Raw genomic sequence first — 20,332 nt, 5'->3', positions numbered from 1 at the left:
GAATCTCACGTCCGCGTCAGGAAATCCATCGACCCCAGCCATAACAGGATGCCGAGCCAGAACAGCCCCGCGCCGGCGAAGATGAGCGTGAGGCCGCCGCGATGCCGCAGCTCCATGAAGATGGCCGCGACAAGTCCCGCCTTGATCGTGCCGATGGTCAGGGCGACGACGCCATTGCCAGCTCCGAGTGGCAGGTAGGCCAGAGCCACGGTCAGCGCCAGCAAGGCCAGCAGGGCGAGCCAGGCACCGACGAGGGCAATTGGTGGTCGCCATTCCGTCATGATGTAGATCTCCCGGGCAGGTAGATCAGCGCGAATAGGAAAATCCAGACAACATCGACGAAGTGCCAGTACAGTGCCGCGCTGTGCAGGGCCGTATGATGGCGTTTGGTGGATGCCCTGCGGCAGATGATCGCAAGCGTGATCAGCAGGCCGATCCCAATCAGCATGTGCAACGCGTGGATCGCGGTTGCGATGAAGTAAAAGATGAAGAACAGCTGAACGCCGTTGGCCTTCGGGCCGGCGAACTGGAAGTTGATGCCGGGAACGAGATGCTCGTCATATTCGCCGCTGTACTCGAGGGCCTTGAGCGCGATGAAGACAAGGCCGAGACATGCCGCACCGACGAGCAGCCATGTGACGATCTTGCTGGTCGCCGGCGAGAAGATCTCGACGGCCCACGCCACCAGAAAGCTCGATGTCAGCAGCACGGCGGTATTGGCCGTCCCGATCACGATCTCGGTGTGCCGGCTGCCCGCGGCGAAGCCTTGCGGGAAGGCGTGGCGATAGACGAGATAGGCGAGAATCAGGCCGCCGAACAGCAGCACTTCTGTCGCGATGAAGACCCACATGCCGAGTTCGGCGGTATGGTCGCGGTGCGGGATCGATGCGTATTGCGGGGCGACCGCGGAGCTCTCAGGCATTTTGCGGCTCCGCCTCGAAACGCTCGTTGTATTGATACGGCTCGCGCGTCACCACGGGTTGGGTCTCAAAGTTGAACTCCGGCGGCGGCGAGGACGTCTGCCATTCGAGGCCCGGCGCGTCCCAGGGGTTCGCCGGGGCGCGTTTGCCAAAGAAGGCGGAGTAGCCGAGATAAAACAGCGGCATCAGATACGCGACGGCGAGGATCGCGGCGCCTCCCGAGGACAGCACGTTCCAGACCTGAAACTCCGGGGGATAGACGTGGTAGCGCCGCGGCATGCCCTCGGCGCCGAGAATGATTTGCGGGAAGAATGTGAGGTTGAACCCGAAGAAGATCAGTACTGCGGCCGTGCGCGCCCAATATTCCGAGTAGAGCCGCCCGGTGATCTTCGGCCACCAATAGTGCAGCCCGCCGAAATAGGCCGTCACCATGCCGCCGACCATAATGTAATGAAAATGTGCGACGACAAAGTACGTGTCGGTCGCGTGCACGTCGTAAGCGAGACAGGCCAGGAACAGGCCGGTGAGGCCGCCGATGGTGAACAGGCCGATGAAGGCCAGCGCATAGAGCATCGGGGCATCGAAATGGATCGAGCCCTTGTGCAGGGTCGCGGTCCAGTTGAATACCTTGATCGCTGATGGCACCGCGACGATGAAGCTCATGAAGGAGAAGACGAGGCTTGCGACCAGCGACTGGCCGCTGACGAACATGTGGTGGCCCCAGACCAGGAAGCCGACCGCGGCGATGGCGAGGCTGCACCACGCCACGAACTTGTAGCCAAACACCTCCTTGCGCGAGAAGCAGGAGACCAGTTCGTTGATCACGCCCATGCCCGGCAGGATCATGATGTACACCGCGGGATGCGAGTAGAACCAGAACAAATGCTGGAACAGCAGCGGATCGCCGCCGATACGGGGATCGAAGATGCCGACGCCGAAGAACCGTTCCGTCGCCATCAGGAGCAGCGTGATCGCAAGCACGGGCGTCGCCAGCACCAGGATGACCGACGTGGCGTAGAGCGACCACAGGAACAGCGGCAGCCGGTACCAGGTCAGTCCCGGCGCGCGCAGGCGATGGATGGTGACGATGAAATTGAGGCCAGTCAGGATCGATGAGAAGCCGGCGATGAAGACGCCGGCGGCGGCGACGATCACATAGCTGTTGGAGTAGAGCGTCGAGAACGGCGTGTAGAAGGTCCAGCCGGTGTCGATGCCGCCGGCAAGGATCGCAAACAGCGTGACGCAGCCGCCGAGCATGAAAACGTACCAGCTCATCAAATTAAGCCGCGGGAAGGCGAGGTCGCGCGCGCCGATCATCAGCGGGACAATGAAGTTGCCGAGCGTGTTGGGAATAGACGGAATCAGGAAGAACCACACCATGATGATGCCATGCATGGTGAAAAGGCGGTTGTAGACATCGGAGCTGACGAGATCGGCCTGCGGCGTCGCGAGCTCGATCCGGATCGCGGTGGCGGCCGCGCCGCCGACGAAGAAAAAGAAGATCAGGCTCGCGAAATAAAGGATCGCGATCCGCTTGTGGTCGGTGGTCAGGAACCAGGACCGCAGCGTGAAATCGGTGGTGAGATAGTTCTTTTCGCTCATGATTGATGTCCTGCGAGCGATTTGATGTAGGCGACCAGGCGCAACAGCTGGTCCTCGCTGATCTTGCCTTCGAATGAAGGCATCACCGGCTGATAGCTTGCGACCACCTGGCTGCGCGGCATCAGGATGGAATCCCGGATGTATTTATCATCTGCGATCACGGTGGTGCCGTCCGAGAGCGGCACGGGCTTCCCATAGACGCCTTCGAGAGGCGGCGCGCGGACTGCGCTGCCGTTACCATGGCAACCGCTGCAGCCGAGTTCGCGGAACAGCTGGCTGCCTTCACTCGCAAGCGGGCTCGATGGCGCCTGCTGTGTCAGCCAGTTGGAGAAATCGGACGGCTCCATCGCCACGACCTCGCCGATCATGCCGGAATGATCGGTGCCGCAATATTCGGCGCAGAACAGATGATAATGGCCGGGCTTGTCGACCTCGATCTCGAGGTCCTGATAGCGGCCAGGGACCACGTCATGCTTGAGGCGGAGGGCCGGGATGAAGAAGCTGTGAATGACGTCCTGCGACGCCATCACCAGGCGGACGGGGCGCTTGATCGGGATATGCAGCGCGTCGATCTCCGACTGGCCGCCGGGATGCTGCGTCTTCCACATCCACTGCTTGGCCACGACAAAGACATCATGCTCGTCGGCCGGCGTGCGGTAGATCTGGAAATAGACGCTTGCGCCCCAGATGAAGAGGCCGAGGAAGCAGACGAACGAGGCGGCAGTCCAGCTCACCTCCCAATGCCAGCTCTTCTTGACGCGATGATCCCGGTCGGTCTGGTTGCCGGCGCGATAGCGCGTGCAAAACAGCGTGAGCAGAAAGAACAACAGCCCGATCACCAGCGCGCTGACGATCAGAAGGCCCGCGAACAATAGATCGACGTCACCGCTGTGCGTGGAGAGCCCGGGCTGCCAGAACGGTATCCACTGGCGCCACATCTAGGGCAACCCCGATCGGGGCGCGCTCATGGAGAGGGCCATCCGGGCAATCCCTTGCGCACCAGGATATCGACCGCACGGTCGATCGGGATGCGAACCTCGCCGCGACTCCGATCGGCCCAGCCGTAGCTGCGCTCGATCTGCGCTTCCCCTTGTCGTGTCGCCTGCAACGTGGTTTGCGGGCTGACCTCGAGCGGAGGTGCATTGGAGCTCATGGCCGGGCGGCTCGCAGGCGTGACGTGTTTGGTCGACGATGGAAACATCAGGGGCAGGACGAGCGGAGTGACTACGACGAAAGTTGCAAGGCCTGCCGCGAGCCAGCCCACAAGGCGGAGCCTGACGTCCGACCGCTCGTAGTCGACGTTGTTGGTGTCCGCCATATGCTGCTGTCCTCGATCGCGGCGAGACAATGCACGCTCGGGGATTGTGTTCCTTCGTTAGGAACCAACGCGCGGGCACCAGATTGTTGATCGGACGGCTCGCTCTCAGGTCACGGCGAGAATGGTGCAAATATTCTCTCCTGTGGCGGACACCTGGATTCGCCTGTTTCTGATTGGCGGCCTGTCGCTCGCCGGCGGCAGCATCGTGGCCGCTGTCGGCTTCGCGCATTCGTCGTACATGACCGAGACCGATATTCGTCCGCATCAGCCGGTGCCGTTCAGTCATCGTCATCATGCCGGGGAACTTGGCATCGACTGCCGCTATTGCCACAGCAATGTCGAGGCCGGGCCGCAAGCGGGCCTCCCACCGACCGAGACCTGCATGACATGTCATTCCCAGATCTGGACCAACGCGTCGATGCTGGAACCGGTGCGGAAAAGCCTTGCCGACAACACGCCGATTCCATGGACGCGCGTTGCAAAGCTGCCTGACTACGTGTTCTTCCGCCACGACATCCACATTGCCAAGGGCGTCGGCTGCGAAAGCTGCCACGGCCTCATCGACCAGATGGCGCTGACCTATCGAGCCAAGGCGTTCACGATGCAGTTCTGCATCGATTGTCACCGCGATCCCGCGCCGCATCTGCGCCCCAGGGATCACGTCACCGAGATGGCGTGGGCGCCGCCTGCGAATGCGCGCAAGGAGGGCGAGGCCATCGCCGTCCATGAAGGCATTCGCTTCGGCGAACTCACGCATTGCTATGTGTGTCACCGATGAAGCGCCGCAGCGATCATCAACCGGCGGACGGGCCGCGCGTGTGGGCAGGCATCGAGGAGCTGTCGGACGATCCGCAGTTTCAGGCCTTCATCGAGGCGGAATATCCATCGGCCCTCGAATTCTCCAAGACAGCGCGCCGCGACTTCCTGAAGCTGATGGGCGCGTCCTTCGCGCTGGCGGGGCTGACCGGTTGCGAGAAGAGCTCGTTCGTCACGGCATTGCCCTATGTCGACCAGCCGCCGAACGAGACCATCGGCCTGCCGCGCTATTATGCGACAGCCGTGTTGCTCGACGGCTATGCCCAGCCGGTGATCGCCACCGCACATGCGGGTCGACCGACCAAACTCGATGGCAATCCACAGCATCCGGCCACGCAGGGCCGCAGTGACATCTTCATCCAGAGCGCGGTGCTGCAACTCTACGACCCCGATCGTGCGGCAGCGCCAGCGCGACATGGCGAAGCGGTGAGCTGGGCCGATGTGGAATCGGCGATCGGTACGATGCGCGAGAACTGGCGCGGCGATCAGGGCGAGGGCGTGCGGCTGCTGCTCGGTCCGACGACGTCGCCGACGTTGCTGCGGCAGATCGATGCCTTCCGGAAGCAGTTTCCTAAGGCGCGCGCTCATCTGCATGCCGCTGCTGGACATGAAGCGAGGCGACAGATCACCGCCGCAGTCTATGGGCAGGCTGCCGATCTCCATTATGATCTTGCAGACTGCGATGTCATTGTCGGCCTCGACGATGATTTTCTGGGTCCCGGGCCTGATCAGGTACGGAACGCGCTCGGCTGGTCGCAAGCACGCCGACGGTCCAGTGACCGGCCCGGCAATCGGCTGTTCATGGCGGAGAGCGTGCCGACCGCAACGGGCGCCCTGGCGGCGCACCGGCTCATTGCCGACGCAAGGCGAATGCCCGTGCTCGCGGAGGCGCTGGGCAACGCGCTCGGTGTGGCCGGCGCATCGAAGCCGGACGTGACGGACGCCGAGGCTGGCTGGGTTGCGCGCGTGGTCGCGGCTTGCAAGGATCGAGCGGGGCGTTCGTTGTTCGTCTCGGGAGTGAGCGGCGGCGCAGCTACAGCGCTCTGGATTGCCCGGATCAACCAGCAGCTCGGCAATGCCGGCCAAACGCTGAAGCTGACCGCGCCGCTGGTGGGACCGGCTGATGCGGGAACGCTGACCGAATTGGTGTCCGATATCAATGCGGAGCGCGTCACCACGATGCTGGTGATCGATTGCAATCCCGTCTACAGCGCCCCAGGTGAGCTCAATGTCGGCGACGCCCTCAAGCGCGTTCACTCCTCGTTTCATATCGGTCTGCACCGCGACGAGACCGGCGCGCTCTGCCAATGGCAGCTTCCCCTTGCGCATCCGCTGGAAAGCTGGAGCGATGCGCGCGCCGTCGATGGCACGGCGATCATTCTTCAGCCGGTGATGACACCATTCTACGACGTCAGATCGGTGCATGATGTGTTTGCGAAGCTGCTTGGCGCTGAAGATCAGACGCCGGATGCTGTAATCCGCGACACCTGGCGAGTGAGTTTCGGTGACGCATTCGAAGCGCGGTGGAAGCAGGCGTTGCATGACGGCTTCATCGCGGGAGCGGCAGCGTTCGTCACCGCATCGCCCGTAAGCAACACGATCGTGCCCCCGAACAGCGCTGGAGACCTTGACATCGTGTTCCGGCCGGACCCGACGGTCTGGGATGGCCAATTCGCCAATATCGGCTGGCTTCAGGAGCTTCCGAAGACGCTGACGACGGTCACATGGAGCAACGTGATCGCGGTGAGCCCGGCGCTGGCGACGCGCTTCAGCGCCACCAACGGTGATCACGTCGAAGTGACGGTCGGCGAGCGTCGCATCAAGGGACCGCTCTGGATCATGCCGGGCCAGGCCGACAACACGGTCGCGCTCTATCTCGGCTATGGCAGGACCCGGGCAGGACGGGTGGGGGACAATCTCGGCTACGATGCCTATCAGGTGAGGCCATCAGGCGAGCCATGGCTGGCGCAGGGACGCCTGCGCAAGCTCGACAGCCGCGAAGATCTCGCTGTGACGCAGCTGCATCATCGCCTCGAAGGTTTTGATCTCGCGCGGGAGCTGAGCCCCGAACAAGTCGAGAAAGTAAAGCCAGAGCAGGCCAGTCTTTATGCCCCCTGGCCGTCGGCCAAGAACGCCTGGGGCATGGTGATCGATCTCGATAGCTGCATCGGCTGCAATGCCTGCGTCACCGCCTGTACGGCCGAGAACAACGTTCCCGTGGTCGGCGCTGATCAGGTCCGAGCCGGCCGCGAGATGCATTGGCTGCGCATCGCGCGCTATTACACTGGGGACATCGCCGAGCCGCATAGCTTCTTCGAGCCGGTACCCTGCATGCATTGCGAGGAGGCGCCCTGCGAAATGGGTTGCCCGGTCCACGCTACGACGCACAATTCCGAGGGCGTCAACCAGATGGTCTACAACCGCTGCATCGGCACGCGGACCTGCTCCAGCTACTGCCCCTACAAGGTGCGGCGCTTCAATTTTTACGACTATCGGTCGCCCACGGATTCACCTGAACACGCCGCCCATAATCCTGACGTGACCGTCCGCTCGCGCGGCGTCATGGAGAAATGCACCTATTGCACCCAGCGCATCGAGGCGGCCCATGTCGCCGCCGACAAGGAGAACCGCCCGATACGCGACGGCGAGATCGTCACGGCCTGCCAGCAGGCCTGCCCGACCAAGGCGATCGTGTTCGGCGATATCAATGATCCGAACTCTGAGGTGTCGCGTCTGAAGCGCGATGGCCGACACTACGTCCTGCTGGAGGAGCTGGGGACGCGGCCTCGTACGACCTATCTGGCGCGCTGGCGCGACGATGATCCGGAATCGAGGCAGGGATGAGCGAGCACTCCGACATCCTGCCGACGCGCCAGAGCATGGGCGGCATGACCGACCAGCTCACAGGCATTCCCCTGCATTTCCCGGCGGACCGGCGCTGGGTGATCGCGATGACGGTCGCGAGCGCGATGCTGCTGTTGCTGATGGTCTCCGTGGTCGCGTTGTTCACGCGCGGCGTCGGCATCTGGGGCATCAACATCCCCGTCAATTGGGCGTTCGCGATCCACAATTACGTCTGGTGGCTCGGCATCGGCCATGCCGGCACGCTGATCTCCGCGCTGCTGCTGTTGACCGGCAGCGAGTGGCGCAACTCGCTCAACCGCTTCGCCGAGACCATGACGCTGTTCGCAGTCGTCTGCGCCGGCATCTATCCGTTCCTGCATCTCGGCCGTCCCTGGTACGTCTACTGGATGTTTCCCTATCCGGCGACGATGGGCGTGTGGCCGCAGTTCCGCAGCCCGCTGGAATGGGACATCTGGGCGGTGCTGACCTATCTGACAGTGTCGCTGGCCTTCTGGTACACCGGCCTGATCCCTGATCTTGCCGCGGCACGCGATCGGGCGACGCGGCGCGGCTGGCAGGTTTTCTTCGGTATCACCGCGCTCGGCTGGCGTGGATCGGCCAGGCATTGGCAGCGCTGGCAGCAAGCGTATCGCTTGACCGCGGGGCTTGCTGTTCCGCTGGTCGTCTCGGTTCACAGCGAGGTGTCGCTGTTGTTCGCCGCCGGTCAGATCCCGGGCTGGCACTCGACGATCTTTCCACCTTACTTCGTACTGGGTGCGGCCTTCTCCGGCTTCGCCGTCGTCTCCATCATCGCCGTGTCGCTGCGCTCGTGGTTCGGGTTGAAAAACCTCGTGACCGACGATCATCTCGATCTGCTTGGAAAAGTCCTGCTCGCGACCGGCCTGATGACCGGCTACGGCTACGTCTTCGAGGTATTCGATGCGGTCTATTCCGGTGAGGCGCACGAGATGCAAACGCTGGTGGATCGGTTCACCGGTGCCTACGCCTGGACCTATTGGGGCGCGGTGATCTTCAACTTCATCCCGCTGCAGGCGCTGTGGTGGCGCGCGGTGCGCCGAAGCGGATGGATGTTGCTGCTAATCTCCGTGTCGGTCGTGATCGGAATGTGGCTCGAACGCTACATGATCCTTGTCACCAGCCTCTATCGCGACTTTCTGGTCTCATCGTGGAGCCACTTCACGCCGAGCTTCTGGGACTGGTCGACCTATTTCGGCACGATCGGACTGTTCCTGGTGCCGTTCCTCATCGCCGTCAGGCTCGTTCCCATGATCTCGATCTTCGAGAGCAAGGAGCTGCTTCACGAGGAGAAGGAGGGGCAGCAGCATGGCTGAGCAGCTCTACGGCGCGCTGGCGGAATTCAAGTCCCCGGAAGATCTGCTGGCGGCGGCGCGCAAGGCGCGGGAGGCCGGCTATCGCAATCTCGATGCCTTCTCGCCGTTTCCAGTCGATGGACTGGATCGCATCCTGCGGTTTCCGCGGCCCACCATCTCCTTCATCGGACTCGGCGGCGCCATCGCCGGCGCGAGCACTGCGCTCGCGATGCAGTTCTTCACGAACTACGACTATCCGCTCAATGTCGGGGGACGGCCAATCTATCCAATCTCGGCCTTCGCGGTGGTGACCTTCGAGCTCACCATCCTGTTCTCCGCGCTCGCCATGCTGTTCGGGATGCTGTGGCAGAACGGGCTGCCCCGGCTCAGCTATCCCGTATTCAATGGGAAGCGGTTTCACCGTGCCAGCAAGGATCGGTTCTTCCTTTGCGTCGGCGCTGACGATGCCAGGTTCGATGCAGGCGAGACGCTGGCGTTCCTGAGCGGGGCCGGCGCGCTGTCGGTAGAGCTGGTGCCGGAATGAACAGGTGGCTCGCCATCGTTGCGCTCGCGGGCCTGCTCGCCGCCTGTGACCAGAACATGGACGAGCAGCCGCGCTACAGCGAATATTCGCGCGCGCCGCTGTTTCGCGGCAGCGTGCTGCGGCCGCCGCCGGCGAACACGGTTGCCCGGGATGACCTAGAGCTGGAGAAGGCGGCCAGCACCAAGCCTGCACTCTCGGCCGAACTGCTGGCGCGGGGGCGAGAGCGTTTCGGCATATTCTGCTCGCCGTGCCACGGCGCCGGCGGCGATGGAACAGGCATCGTCGTTCAGCGCGGCATGCCGCGCCCGACGAGCTATCACGACGACCGGCTACGGACCGCGGAAGACCAATACTTTTTCGACGTGATCACCAACGGTCACGGCGCGATGTATTCCTATGCGGCCCGCGTCCCGCCCAGGGATCGCTGGGCGATCGTCGCCTATATCCGTGCGCTCCAGCTCAGCCGCCATGCCTCGCTCGACGACATGCCGGCGGATGAGCGGGCCCGGCTGGAGAGCCGGCCATGAGTCTCCCCGGCAGCGCAAGAAGCTCGGTCGCTGTGGTGTCGGGCCTGGTCCTGATCGCAGGCTTTGTCATTGACGCCAGGTCGACGACATCAGCCTATCTCGTCGCCTGGAGCGCCCTCGGCGCCATTCCGATCGGCGCGCTGATCGTCTTCATGACCAGCTATCTGGTGCGGCGCCGCTGGACCGAGACGCTGCATCCGGTCTTCATTGCGACCACTGGCATTCTACCCGTCGCCGCGCTGACTTTCACTCCGGTGCTGTTGTTCATGAGGCAGATCTATCCTGCCATCGCGGACGGATCCTCATTGCCGCCGTTTAGGGCGCACTGGTTCTTGCCGTGGTTCTTCGTACTGCGCACGGTGGCCTATTTCCTGATCTGGATCGTGCTCGCCGAATGGCTTCGGCGATCCTGGCGCAATGACGAGGCCATGGTGCGCGCGGCATCGGTCGGTTCGATCGTCTGGACGCTGACCGTGTCGTTTGCCGGGATCGACTGGCTGGAATCACTGGAGCCGGAGTTTCACTCGTCGATCTATGGCCTCATCGTTCTCAGCTTCCTGCTGGCGAACGGAACGGCCTTCGTGATCGCAGCGGGGCTGTTGTCGCCGCGGAGCATCGGTCCGAGCCGCGGGTATAGCGGCCTCCTGCTCTCGGTGCTGCTGCTGTGGTGCTATCTCCACGCCATGCAGTACATCGTGATCTGGTCCGGCAACATCCCCAAGGAGGTCACGTGGTATCTGGTGCGAGCGGAGCACGGCTGGCAATTTGTCCTCGCCGCGCTCTCATTCGGGCAATTCGTCTTTCCGTTCTGCGCGATGTTGAGCAGCCGGGTGCGTTCCGACCCGTATCGGCTGCTGGCGCTATGCGGGCTGACGCTTGCGATGCGCTGGCTGGAGGCCGCGATCCTCATCCTGCCGGCCATTCACGGACTATCCATCGCGGTCACCGCCGCCATGTTGATCGCGGCCGGGCTCTTCCTTGGTTCGGTGTTCTGGATGGCGTTCGATACCGCGCTCACACGGTCCGGGGAACGAGAGCCTTCGGGCGCTATCTGGTGGCGTGCTCGCGCCGAAGCAGGAGCCCGATCAGCAAGGCAAGAACGATAGCGCTGATGGCGGACGTTGCGATCAGCAGCCGCCGCGCGGCGAACGTGTAGGTACCGCTGGCCGGATCGAAACCGTAGCAGAGCAGATGGATCTGGTCACTCCAGCCGCCGACGTGACTGCGGCCGGCCTCCACCAGCGCAAGGCGCAGACTGGGGGCATCGACCGCAAGGGCCGAGAGCGCACGGGAAATCCGCCCGTCTGCCGTCACGACGAAGGCGGCCGCGGGGTGAGCAAATTGATCGTGCTCGCGATCGTAGATGGGCCGAACGCCGAAGGCGTCGATCAAGGCGCCGACATCGGGCGCCGTCACCCGGAGAAACACGCTGTGCTCGGCGAGCCCGTTCCTCGGACTCAGCTGCGCATCCTTCATGGCCAGCGCCTGGGCGGCGGTATCCTTGGGATCGAAGCCGACGACGATCAGCCGAAAATCCCTGCCCGCGCTTAGACCGGTATCGGTCAGCGCGTTCGACACGATCGAGATTGCCGGCCCGCACAGTGTCTCGCAGGTGTAGTCGGCCAGGATCCAGACGGTCGGGACGCCGCCGAGCCAATCCTTAAGCGGCGCGCTGCGCTCGTTCTCATCGCTCATCCTGATCTGCAGGGGCAGCTGTGCGCTCGGACGACGAGTGAGGGTGACCGGTTCGAGCTGCGAAGCGGTAAGGGCTGCCTGTGCTGGCGATATTGCGATCCAGGCAATGAGCGCGACCGTCCATCCTACGGCTCCCGCGCGGGGCGGTCTTGTGGAGGGGGCGTGCGAACACTGGACCGGCAAATCGCGCCTCCGGGTCTGCGAGGATGCCCGGAACGAACATGCGCGCCCGATGATGGTTCCAAGAGATAGCGCCACGCCCGGGAGGGATCATCAGTCCTCTTGATCCGTTACCCCGCCACAAGTGATTGAGATCGTGCGACGAATGCCCACTTTCAGTCAGATAATCCCGGTGGTGCGACCAGTAAGTCATTGATTGTTCTCACCCCGGGGCGGTCTCTTAATCAGCGGGTCCCAGGTTCGAGCCCTGGTGCGCCCACCATTTCAATATCTTGGCCAGCAAAGCCGTTTGATCTTCTGATTTTTCAAACGGTCTTTTTGCAAGCGAACAACCGACAACGTTCGATGAAGGGGCGCGGCGGGCAGCAGCTCAGCAGTTCGTCGTGTGAGTAAAGCCTGAGGGAACACCAACAGATGGCGATCTCCGAATGATGCTGCGGTCCAATGACGGATTGGAGCAAGAGTTCAAGTTGTTCAGTAGGTTAGAAGGCAGCGCGGTCAGAGTCCAAGGCAAAAAGGAATTGCTGCCGACCAACATCAGCTCGTCCTGACGGAGTAGCAGCACAACCGTCGTCTTGAATAATTCTGGACCCCGCCGGTCGAGCTTCGACAAACAAGATCTGCCAGCCGGAGCGAGATAGATGACCAGCAGCAGAAACGCTACGTAGATTTCGAAGCTGCGGCGCAAGCTGCGTGCGATGAGGGTTGGCCAACCACGACTTCGCAGCGTGTAGCCATATGAGATCATGCACGTATAGCCCGACACGAAAACGAACACTTTGGAGGCGTCGCTTGTCTTGCCGAACGGCGAACCCCGTCAGATGGGCGTTGGCATCCATGTTGCGGCTGGGATCGCAATTCTCGCCCTGCTTGTGGGTCGCCCACGACGCCACCCCAGAACATCACTGAAAGCCCGATTTCAAGGGCGGCGCGAAGTGCTCAAGCGCCGAGGAGATCGCGGAGGGAGGATGCCGCGGCGGGACGCGATCTGATGTCGGGTCAACGACCGGTCCCGTCGCAAGATCCGGACCTATGATGGGTCGTTCCACGTCGACTGCCCCAGTTCCTTTACCGCGATGATACGCTCGCCGACCATAATCTGGGCCTCGGTGACCGTGGTTTGCCCGAAATCCTTTGCCCGCAGCCATGTGTCGGCAGCGGCAAGAGCAGCGGGTAGGTCGGGGGCATCGTATTCATGAAAGTCGACGGTCTGGTGAAGACCGAGGGCGTTTCGTTCTAAGGCTTCGACGCGATATAGGGCCATGGCGTACGTTATATTGTCAGAACGACGCTCGTCTGATCGTGTCAAATTGGGAGACTCAAGCCTGCGCTGTATTCGCGATGGCGCTTTGATCTATGTGAGACCAAGGCGGGATCGGCCCGAACCTGGGCAGGTGCCGGATGGTGAGCCGGACGCCGCGCATACGGGCACCCCATCTCGGCAGGCGCCTTCACCTATCGAGCAGCGGCAGCAGCAGAGGGAGCTGGTAGCGCTAGCGGGTCCCTGAGAATGACGATGTGGCGCGTGCCGTCGACATCAATCACTTCCATGCTAGATAGCTCCAGCCCCTGCGCTTCAACATAGATCTCCCGAGGGTTGCGAATCTGATGATCGTGGCCTTCGAGGTCGACATCCAGAACATCGTCCTTTGGATCATAAGAAATCCCGAGCAATGGCAACCATTCCGCTTCGATCTGGTCGCCCAGCTTGAGCGAGGCGACCTCTATCTCGGCTCGTTTGCCGGTCAGCAGTGCGTTCGTAATCCGGTCGAAGAAAATACCCCACTGCGATTTTTCGAGCTGTTTCGCCATGACTCTTCACCTCCAAATGCGTCACGCTTCTGCTGGCCATTTTGGGTGAGCTGGCTGCAGCCGCCATGACTGTCATCAATTTCGGAAGGAATTCGAGTGGCGGACCTCGTGCCGAAGCGGGTATCGGCAACACGCATCGCTGAGGCTACTCTGGAGTGGAAGATTGAACGCACCAAGGAATTCGGCGAGCAGATTCTCAATGAGGCGGGCAGGCGGCCTGCCGCACAGGCACCGTAATCCGAAAACTTCACCCACAGGTGACATCTGTCAGAATCGCCAAATCTCATACAGAAGTTGACGCCCGTCATCGCTACGATGCTCGCCGCTCCTACATTGGCCCGAAGGCGGTTTCGCTAGTAAGTTGGTGTTTTATGAAGGCAAACAGCCAAATCGAGCGCGAGGTTCGTGATGAGTTTGGAATGGGATCCCGACCTTGACGCAGACCATAGCTGTTCATGAATAATGACCAGCCCTACCAGAAGCCGCAATCCTGCGCCTTTGTCATCTTCGGTGTCACGGGAGACTTGGCCAATCGACTGGTGATCCCTTCGCTCTACAATCTCGCCGCAGCCGAACTCTTGCCAGGTAGATTCTGTATCATCGGCGTTGCGCGCCGCGCCATGACGAATGAAGCACTGCGCGAGAGCCTAATGAGGGGCCTGCACCAGTTTGCAACGCGCCGGGTCGATCACAAGATCGCGCATCGTCTCCTGGAATGCATCACCTCTGTCGAGGCCGATCCTGACGACGGCCCCTCTTACGACCGTCTCAATGAGCAGCTTCAAGAACTGGAAGCCGCGCGCGGCACCGGAGGCAATCGGCTATTTTATTTGGCAACGCCGCCTGATGCCTTTGCGCCGATCGTGCGCCAGCTCGGCCGTCTCGGCTTGTTGAAGGAGGATCATGGCGCTTGGCGACGGCTCGTGATCGAAAAGCCCTTTGGGACTGACCTGGCGTCGGCGCGCGCGCTGAATGCGGAGTTATTGAGCATTCTCAACGAGCACCAGATCTATCGAATCGATCATTACCTGGGCAAAGAGACTGTCCAGAACATCCTGGTGCTGCGCTTTGCCAATGGAATGTTCGAGCCGATTTGGAACCGTCATCACATCGATCATGTCCAGATCGTGGTGGATGAGCGGCTCGGCGTTGGGCACCGCGGCAGCTTCTATGACGCGACCGGCGCGTTGCGCGACATGGTCCCGAACCATCTGTTTCAGCTGCTATCGTTGATCGCGATGGAGCCGCCGACACACTTCGACGCCCACAACGTCCGTTCGGAAAAGGACGAGGTGCTGACGGCGATCCAGACCCAGAGCGAAGAGGAGGCGCTGAAAAACTCGGTGCGCGGTCAGTACACCGCCGGGAAGATCGGCGACACCGAGATTTCGGATTATCGCAAGAACCCTGACGTGAGGCCGGACAGCGTTACGGAGACCTTCGTCGCGCTGAAACTGAGCATTGACAACTGGCGCTGGGCGGGTGTCCCCTTTTACCTGCGCACCGGTAAGGCGCTCCCCATGAAGCGCACGGAAGTAGCGATTAAATTCCGCGAGGCGCCGTTCGCGATGTTTCGGTGCACGCCCGTCGAGCAATTGGCCGAGAACTATCTCGTCATCTGCATCGAGCCTAACGAAGGCATCACGCTGCAATTCAACACCAAGGTGCCGGGGCCTGTGATCAGGATCGACGGCGTACAAATGAAGTTTCTCTACAAGGATTACTTCGAGGCCGAGCCGGCAACTGGCTATGAGACCTTGATCTACGACTGCATGATCGGCGACAATCTTTTGTTTCAACGCGCCGACGGCGTTGAGGCCGCTTGGCGGGCGGTTCAGCCCTTTCTTGATGCCTGGAGAAAAGTGGGTACAAAGGGATTGGAATTCTATCCCGCGGGTAGCGAAGGTCCTCCTGGCGCATTCGAGCTGTTAAGGCGCGATGGTCGAAGTTGGCGGAAGCTCTGACGTCGATGGGTTTGCAGGAACAGTTGATTAGCGGCCGCCTAGTTCGTCGATGTGGAACAAAAGATCAGCCGGATCTTCGTAGACGCGAACAGCTCCGGCTTGCCTCAATTCGTCCGAACCGTAGCCGCCGCTGAGCAGCCCGACGCCCAACGCCCGGCAGCGCGTAGCCGCGAGCATATCCCAGATACTGTCGCCAACGACGAATGCGTTCTCGATCGGGGTCTCGAGCCGGGCCGCGGCAGCGAGGAACAGGTCTGGATCTGGTTTTGCGTACTTAACCTGATCGCGAGTGATGACGATGGTCTGCCGAGGATCGACATCCAGTGCCGCAAGGTTGACCGCAGCGGTTTCCATCCGCCCGCTGGTCGCAATTGCCCAAGGTATCGCGCTCTCGGCGAGCCAGGCGAGCAGCTTGCGCGCGCCAGGCAGTGCGTTGATGTCGCCGGCGTATCGCCGGTAGGCCTCGGCGTGGCGCCACCGCAGCCGTTCCATCCGTTCGGGATCAATTTCGACCTCGGTCTCACGCAACAGCTGATGGGTAAACAGGCCACCGCTCATGCCGATCTTGCGGTGGATGCGCCAGACAGAGATTTCGATACCCTCGGCATCGAGCGCGGTCTTCCATGCGAGAACATGCTGATAGACACTGTCGACCAGGGTGCCATCCAGGTCAAATAGAAAGGCCGGTTCGATGTGCATTTGTGAGATCTCCGCTCCAGCAAATCCGATACGTGCACGATCAACGACGCTCTGGCGACCGACACGCTGGCTCGTTTCGAACTCCTTGCCGCTGGCAAGCCAACGCTGGCGATCCATTGCCATCGCGCCATGCTGAAGGCAGGATAAAGCCCTCGGCGCAACACTTGTGCCCGCACGGCCTGACCGATCCGTCACCCGAGAAGACCAAACCGGCCACTCCTCCGCAATCACGCGCAAAAACTCCAAAGAAGCGGCGACAGCTTGATTGCCACGTTCCTCGACTTGGTCGTAATCCGCGATCAGAGGCGCGTACGCCTTGACGGTCGTCAAGGCCGTGCTTGTCCGGGCAGCTCAAAAGGCAAGTGGGGTTGCCAGACGTCTCGAGCGCACCGTTGCGGATGCTTCGTTCTCGGCTGGTAATCTGCATTCGGCGCCAGCACGCGCGCGCGAGTTGGTGAGCTGGGCCAATCCAGCGGGATCGCGGCCCCGGAAATCGACCCATACAAGTTCAAGTGTGTCCGTCGTTGGGATCACGAAGCGGATCGGCCTTGCACACACGGGACAAGGAACCGGAGTTTCTCTGCATGGCAGTGCCTGCGCTGAATCAAACATGGGGATGCATTGCCTGCTGACTGTTGCGGCGCGCGGCGCAGCGTTGCGCGGATATCGGCCCGCAAAGCCGGGTCTGCATTCCTGAATTGATAGCGCTCAAGGCTCGCCATTCAGGAAGCTGCTAGCTTGGCTCATACGTTCGGGATCGGTCGTGCGAAGGCCTTGCGTCAATGGTTGCGCCAGCATGCGCCTTCAGTCGCATCTGCCGCCTCATGAATACACCATCACGGTCTTGATGTTGACGAACTCCTTGATGCCATATGACGACAATTCACGCCCGTAGCCGCTTTCCTTGATACCACCAAAGGGCACCCTCGGATCGGAACGAACGTTCTCGTTTACAAAGACCATTCCCGATTCGATCTCAAACTCGGCGATCCTTTCTCCACGTGGAAGATCGCGGGTGATCACGGCACCGCCAAGTCCGAAGGGGGTGTCATTCGCGATCGCAATCGCCTCGGCCTCGCTCTTGGCGGGGATGATTGCCGCGACCGGGCCGAACAATTCCTCCTCATAGGCCGGCATGCCTTTCCCGACGTCCGTCAGAACCGTGGCCGGATAGTAGGCTCCCGGATGATTGGGGACGGTGCCGCCGAGGAGGAGGCGAGCTCCCATTCCGACGCTAGCGACGACCTGCCGGTGCAAGGTGTCGCGCAAATCGTGCCGCGCCAGCGGACCTATCTCTGTCCCACCCTCGAACGGGTCTCCCATCTTGGCCTTGCTCATCAACTCGACAAAGCGTTTCTCGAAAGCCGGCCTGGCCTCTTCCACCACAATAAACCGTTTGGCAGCAATGCAGCTCTGGCCCGAATTGACCAGCCGGCCTCTGGCGCAGATGGCTGCCGCGGAGTGGGGATCGGCATCTTCCAGGATCAAATAGGGGTCGCTGCCGCCGAGCTCGAGCACGGTCTTTTTGAGCACGGCGCCGGCCTTGCTCGCGACTGCGCGTCCGGCGGCGCCGCTACCCGTCAGGGTCACCGCGCGCACGAGTGGATGCTCGATCAGGGCGTCGACCTGCTTGCTCGCGATCATCAATGTGCGGAACAGGTTTTCGGGAAAGCCGGCGTCGCGAAAGATCTTTTCAATCGCGAGCGCACAACCCGGCACATTCGAGGCATGCTTGAGCAATGCTGCATTTCCTGCCATCAGGCTCGGTGCTGCAAAACGAAAGACCTGCCAGAACGGAAAATTCCAGGGCATGATTGCCAACACCACCCCAAGAGGGTTGAACGCGACGAATGTTTTGCGTGCATCGGTCCATACCGGCTGACGTGACAGGAAAGTCTCCGCATTTTCGGCAAAGTACTCGCAAGCTTTGGCACATTTTTCGGCTTCTGCAATTCCGTCGAGGAAGGGCTTTCCCATCTCCTCCGCCATCAGCTTTGCATATTCGCGTGCATTGTCGCTAAGGATCCCGGCAGCATTGCGCATCAGCGAAGCCCGGCGATCGAAGCCGGTTCGGTGCCACGCGACGTAATCCTGGTGAACCTTACAGACGACGTCTTGCGCCTGCTCAGTCGACCATTCCTCATACGTTGCGAAAAGTTCGCCGGTGGTGGGGTTGATCGATTGAAGTGTCATGGCGGATGGTGCTCGCATAGCAGCTCGGTCGGTTGTCCGCTGCGTCTGTCACCATGAGTATGTGAGGTTTGACGAACCATGACGGTCGTCAATTTGCCCAGTTTGCGCGCGGGGGGCCTGTAGTTATGGCCTGGTCTGGTCCACGCCGCCCCGGAAGCTGCCAAACAGCAGGCCTGCCGTCTAATGTACCTCGTCCGTGCTGCGCTGCCACGCCTCGATCAGTTCGCGGCTGTGAACGGCCAGCGTCCAGGCATTAGCCCTGAAACGTTGAATGGGGATAGTCAACGCCGACCATCAGCAAGAGCTAGCAATCTTGCATGGTTTCATCAACGGACGTCCTGTCAGCTTGGTTTTCCGGCCGCTGCCCGCCGCTCCTTCTTCGTGCGTGACGCCGATCCATTCGATCCCACTGCCGCACCTCCGGCCAATGGGACTCCTCCACAGCTTCCGCTCTACCGCGAATATACTGCCTCATTGTGATCGGCTTTCTCGAGAGAGATGCTCGCTTTCAGAGGAGTCGAGAGCGCATCCAGCTGATTGCGGGCATTTCAACTGATAACCGTCAAGGTGCAATTGGCGTGATGATGTGATGAATGCCGCTTTACCGCCGACGGTGGGGATCGGTCGTTTACGCGTAAGGCTCGCATCATGCCCACGGTCTGTCGCTTCTACGATGATTACGCCGATGGCAACCGCGTCATTCTTTCGTTGGACATTGAGGGCGGTCCGGTTTCAGACGCCAGCCTTGTTTCCAACAATTGTGATGCCTGGTACATCGGCGCCGTGGCATCTAACCTTGTGCCCTTGCGGAAGCATAGCGAAACCACCGTCGCCGGCCCAAGCATTAAAGATGCGAGCGCCGGTGCTGGGGGCGGGGCAACCGTTGGAACTGCCGCGCGCCTTATCACCATGCTCGTCGTGCCAGGGATCGGGCCTGTGGTCGGGGTCGGTTGGCTCGCAGCCATATTGGGCGGCATGGCGGCTGGTGGCGTAACTGGCGGCCTTCTGAGCGCTCTCACGAACGCGGGAATCAACGAAGAAGGTGCACATGTTCTGGTCGAGGGCGTGCGGCGCGGTGGAACATTGGTTGCCGCACGCGCCGCGCAGGAAGATGTGCCTCGCATCGAACCATTGATGAATTGCAGAGCCGTAAATCTTGAAGAGCGGAGTGAAATCTATCGCAAGGCCGGCTGGCTCGCTTTCGACCCCAAGGCGCCGCCCTACACCGCCGACCAGGTCCGCTGTGAACGAGCACTGCACGGCCGCTGAGCCGCCTTGCCGGGAGGCACGGCGATCGAGACGACGACTGGCTATTGCGCTTGCAGCACCGAGCGAGCTTACAGGAGCGAGTGATGAGCTATTATACGCCCAATGATCCCAATGCATCGTTCGGAATGGCAGCGCAAGCTCGCATCGAAGCCGGGCTGCGGCAACACATGCAGCGCGTTTATGGCTATATGGCAGGTGGATTGATATTGACCGGCCTCGTCGCCTATGCCGCCGCTTTCTCGGGCTTCTATCAGGCCATCGAGGGCACGCCGCTGCTCTGGATCGTGATGCTGGCGCCGCTTGGATTCGTGCTGGTTTTGAGCTTCAGGATCGAACGCATCAGCGTCGGCGCCGCGGTCCTGCTGTTCTGGATCTACGCTGCGGTGATGGGCCTGTCGCTGGGCGGAATCTTCCTGGTCTTCACCGGAAGCTCGATCGCGCGCGTCTTCTTCATAACGGCGGCAACCTATGGCGTCACGAGCCTGTACGGGTTTACAACGGGTGCCGATCTCTCGCGGTTCGGTTCCTTTCTGTTCATGGGCCTGATCGGCATTGTGATCGCCTCGCTGGTGAACATCTTCACAAGATCGGATGCCGTCCAGTTCGTGATCTCAATCG

The 20,332-nt window shown here is 61.4% G+C and carries 20 protein-coding genes and 1 pseudogene; 10 read left to right on the top strand and 11 right to left on the bottom strand.

The genetic code is table 11. From position 1 onward, the window contains the following. Window positions 1-5: 5 nt before the first annotated feature. Genes AOQ71_RS42110 through AOQ71_RS20990 form a run of 5 tightly spaced genes read right to left on the bottom strand, consistent with a single transcriptional unit; the run spans window position 6 to window position 3,840 of the window. Window positions 6-281, bottom strand: a complete 276-nt coding sequence (locus tag AOQ71_RS42110; RefSeq protein WP_063958276.1) for a cytochrome C oxidase subunit IV family protein — start codon at window positions 279-281, stop codon at window positions 6-8. Further along, on the bottom strand, window positions 278-922 hold the full coding sequence (locus tag AOQ71_RS21005) for a cytochrome c oxidase subunit 3 (protein WP_057750322.1): 645 nt from the start codon (window positions 920-922) through the stop codon (window positions 278-280). Before AOQ71_RS21005 ends, AOQ71_RS42110 begins: the two co-directional genes overlap by 4 nt. Beyond that, the gene (gene ctaD / locus AOQ71_RS21000; RefSeq protein ID WP_057750319.1) at window positions 915-2,522 is read right to left on the bottom strand and encodes a cytochrome c oxidase subunit I; all 1,608 of its coding nucleotides are present in this window, start codon (window positions 2,520-2,522) and stop codon (window positions 915-917) included. The genes AOQ71_RS21005 and ctaD overlap by 8 nt, the downstream gene beginning before the upstream one ends. Continuing rightward, window positions 2,519-3,460, bottom strand: coding sequence for a cytochrome c oxidase subunit II (gene coxB, locus AOQ71_RS20995; protein ID WP_057750316.1), 942 nt, complete (start codon window positions 3,458-3,460; stop codon window positions 2,519-2,521). The genes ctaD and coxB overlap by 4 nt, the downstream gene beginning before the upstream one ends. A gap of 26 nt (window positions 3,461-3,486) precedes the next feature. Beyond that, window positions 3,487-3,840, bottom strand: coding sequence for a hypothetical protein (locus tag AOQ71_RS20990; RefSeq protein ID WP_057750312.1), 354 nt, complete (start codon window positions 3,838-3,840; stop codon window positions 3,487-3,489). A gap of 121 nt (window positions 3,841-3,961) precedes the next feature. Between AOQ71_RS20990 and AOQ71_RS20985 the strand changes: the two genes are divergently transcribed. The 6 genes from AOQ71_RS20985 to AOQ71_RS20960 are packed head-to-tail and all read left to right on the top strand — an operon-like array spanning window position 3,962 to window position 11,008. Continuing rightward, window positions 3,962-4,618: a cytochrome c3 family protein gene (locus tag AOQ71_RS20985; protein ID WP_057750309.1), complete on the top strand. Its 657-nt coding sequence runs from the start codon at window positions 3,962-3,964 to the stop codon at window positions 4,616-4,618. Further along, window positions 4,615-7,500: a TAT-variant-translocated molybdopterin oxidoreductase gene (locus tag AOQ71_RS20980; protein WP_057750306.1), complete on the top strand. Its 2,886-nt coding sequence runs from the start codon at window positions 4,615-4,617 to the stop codon at window positions 7,498-7,500. The genes AOQ71_RS20985 and AOQ71_RS20980 overlap by 4 nt, the downstream gene beginning before the upstream one ends. Next, entirely contained in the window at window positions 7,497-8,852 is a 1,356-nt protein-coding gene (nrfD, locus tag AOQ71_RS20975) for an NrfD/PsrC family molybdoenzyme membrane anchor subunit (RefSeq protein ID WP_057750304.1), read from the top strand. The genes AOQ71_RS20980 and nrfD overlap by 4 nt, the downstream gene beginning before the upstream one ends. Next, complete coding sequence (locus AOQ71_RS20970; RefSeq protein WP_057750300.1) at window positions 8,845-9,375, top strand: DUF3341 domain-containing protein; 531 nt, start codon at window positions 8,845-8,847, stop codon at window positions 9,373-9,375. The genes nrfD and AOQ71_RS20970 overlap by 8 nt, the downstream gene beginning before the upstream one ends. Beyond that, the gene (locus AOQ71_RS20965) at window positions 9,372-9,902 is read left to right on the top strand and encodes a c-type cytochrome (protein WP_057750296.1); all 531 of its coding nucleotides are present in this window, start codon (window positions 9,372-9,374) and stop codon (window positions 9,900-9,902) included. The genes AOQ71_RS20970 and AOQ71_RS20965 overlap by 4 nt, the downstream gene beginning before the upstream one ends. Then, on the top strand, window positions 9,899-11,008 hold the full coding sequence (locus AOQ71_RS20960; RefSeq protein ID WP_157083604.1) for a hypothetical protein: 1,110 nt from the start codon (window positions 9,899-9,901) through the stop codon (window positions 11,006-11,008). Before AOQ71_RS20965 ends, AOQ71_RS20960 begins: the two co-directional genes overlap by 4 nt. Here the strand turns inward: AOQ71_RS20960 and AOQ71_RS20955 are convergent. The 4 genes and pseudogenes from AOQ71_RS20955 to AOQ71_RS20945 all read right to left on the bottom strand — a co-directional run bounded on the left by AOQ71_RS20955 (window position 10,950) and on the right by AOQ71_RS20945 (window position 13,589). Then, a complete protein-coding gene (locus AOQ71_RS20955; RefSeq protein ID WP_083514376.1) occupies window positions 10,950-11,597 on the bottom strand; it encodes a thioredoxin domain-containing protein in 648 nt (215 codons plus the stop codon). The genes AOQ71_RS20960 and AOQ71_RS20955 overlap by 59 nt on opposite strands. A gap of 550 nt (window positions 11,598-12,147) precedes the next feature. Next, a pseudogene (gene opgC / locus AOQ71_RS43620) lies at window positions 12,148-12,558 on the bottom strand (OpgC domain-containing protein); the annotation flags it as partial. A gap of 249 nt (window positions 12,559-12,807) precedes the next feature. Further along, window positions 12,808-13,041 (bottom strand): hypothetical protein, encoded by a 234-nt coding sequence (locus AOQ71_RS20950; RefSeq protein WP_057750290.1) that lies wholly within the window; start codon window positions 13,039-13,041, stop codon window positions 12,808-12,810. A 191-nt stretch (window positions 13,042-13,232) separates the two neighbouring features. Continuing rightward, window positions 13,233-13,589, bottom strand: coding sequence for a DUF5335 family protein (locus AOQ71_RS20945; protein ID WP_057750287.1), 357 nt, complete (start codon window positions 13,587-13,589; stop codon window positions 13,233-13,235). Window positions 13,590-13,685: 96 nt separating this feature from the next. Between AOQ71_RS20945 and AOQ71_RS45250 the strand changes: the two genes are divergently transcribed. Next, window positions 13,686-13,826, top strand: coding sequence for a hypothetical protein (locus AOQ71_RS45250; protein ID WP_157083603.1), 141 nt, complete (start codon window positions 13,686-13,688; stop codon window positions 13,824-13,826). A 218-nt stretch (window positions 13,827-14,044) separates the two neighbouring features. Then, window positions 14,045-15,553 carry a glucose-6-phosphate dehydrogenase gene (gene zwf, locus AOQ71_RS20940; protein ID WP_057750284.1) on the top strand — a complete coding sequence of 503 codons (1,509 nt, stop codon included), beginning with the start codon at window positions 14,045-14,047 and terminating at the stop codon, window positions 15,551-15,553. Between the two features lie 27 nt (window positions 15,554-15,580). Here the strand turns inward: zwf and AOQ71_RS20935 are convergent, their stop codons facing one another. Both AOQ71_RS20935 and AOQ71_RS20930 read right to left on the bottom strand, forming a co-directional pair. Further along, entirely contained in the window at window positions 15,581-16,252 is a 672-nt protein-coding gene (locus AOQ71_RS20935) for an HAD family hydrolase (RefSeq protein WP_057750591.1), read from the bottom strand. A gap of 822 nt (window positions 16,253-17,074) precedes the next feature. Continuing rightward, a complete protein-coding gene (locus AOQ71_RS20930; protein WP_057750280.1) occupies window positions 17,075-18,445 on the bottom strand; it encodes an NAD-dependent succinate-semialdehyde dehydrogenase in 1,371 nt (456 codons plus the stop codon). Between the two features lie 648 nt (window positions 18,446-19,093). Between AOQ71_RS20930 and AOQ71_RS20925 the strand changes: the two genes are divergently transcribed. Both AOQ71_RS20925 and AOQ71_RS20920 read left to right on the top strand, forming a co-directional pair. Further along, window positions 19,094-19,714 carry a hypothetical protein gene (locus AOQ71_RS20925; RefSeq protein ID WP_057750277.1) on the top strand — a complete coding sequence of 207 codons (621 nt, stop codon included), beginning with the start codon at window positions 19,094-19,096 and terminating at the stop codon, window positions 19,712-19,714. A gap of 83 nt (window positions 19,715-19,797) precedes the next feature. Then, window positions 19,798-20,332, top strand: a 535-nt coding sequence (locus AOQ71_RS20920) for a Bax inhibitor-1/YccA family protein (RefSeq protein ID WP_057750201.1), incomplete at its 3' end; no start/stop codon positions are given.

Source organism: Bradyrhizobium manausense (genome assembly GCF_001440035.1).
Lineage (GTDB): Bacteria > Pseudomonadota > Alphaproteobacteria > Rhizobiales > Xanthobacteraceae > Bradyrhizobium > Bradyrhizobium manausense.
The sequence above is the reverse complement of the archived record's forward strand: the minus strand, read 5'-3'. Positions and strand labels throughout refer to the sequence as shown.